Origin of the sequence: Lactiplantibacillus garii (assembly GCF_003885105.1) — a bacterium.
Classification (GTDB): Bacteria; Bacillota; Bacilli; order Lactobacillales; family Lactobacillaceae; genus Lactiplantibacillus; species Lactiplantibacillus garii.
Window position 1 is genome coordinate 1 of record NZ_QWZQ01000138.1, and the last position, 387, is coordinate 387.

Genomic DNA, 387 nt, shown 5'->3' on the forward strand with positions numbered 1-387 from the left:
GCTTTTTAGGGGTATAAAATGCATAAAAGAAGAATAACTGACAAACGAATCAAAATTTGCTATGATTAGCGGTAAGCGAAAGGAATGATCTCATGGGTTTAAAAGTACAACGTCAAGATAACCTCGACAAGTTATTCGATAAATTTGCCATTGGTCCCGATGACAAGGACAAGTTAACGACCAAGGCGGTCCAAGACACCATCGACGAACACGCCAAGCGCACCAGTGACCAAGCTAAAAATAAGGACACCAAAAAATAATTCGGCGGTATTAAAACAGAGGCTGTGACTTTTGTCACAGCCTCTGTTTCCTACGATTAGTCAAGCCCAGATTGTGGAAGCCTTCCGCCTTACCGGTTGGTTCTAAAGCAGCTGGAACGTGGTGGAC

Annotated in this window: 1 protein-coding gene; it reads left to right on the forward strand. The window is 43.4% G+C overall.

Features of this window, described 5'->3' with window-relative positions; genetic code table 11:
* Window positions 1-92: 92 nt before the first annotated feature.
* The gene (locus D1831_RS14300) at window positions 93-260 is read left to right on the forward strand and encodes an SPJ_0845 family protein (protein ID WP_125073462.1); all 168 of its coding nucleotides are present in this window, start codon (window positions 93-95) and stop codon (window positions 258-260) included.
* Window positions 261-387 lie beyond the last annotated feature (127 nt).

Excerpts from the sequence above, each read along its gene's own strand:
- D1831_RS14300 (WP_125073462.1), top strand. The coding sequence starts at position 93 with ATGGGTTTAAAAGTACAACGTCAAGATAACCTCGACAAGTTATTCGAT.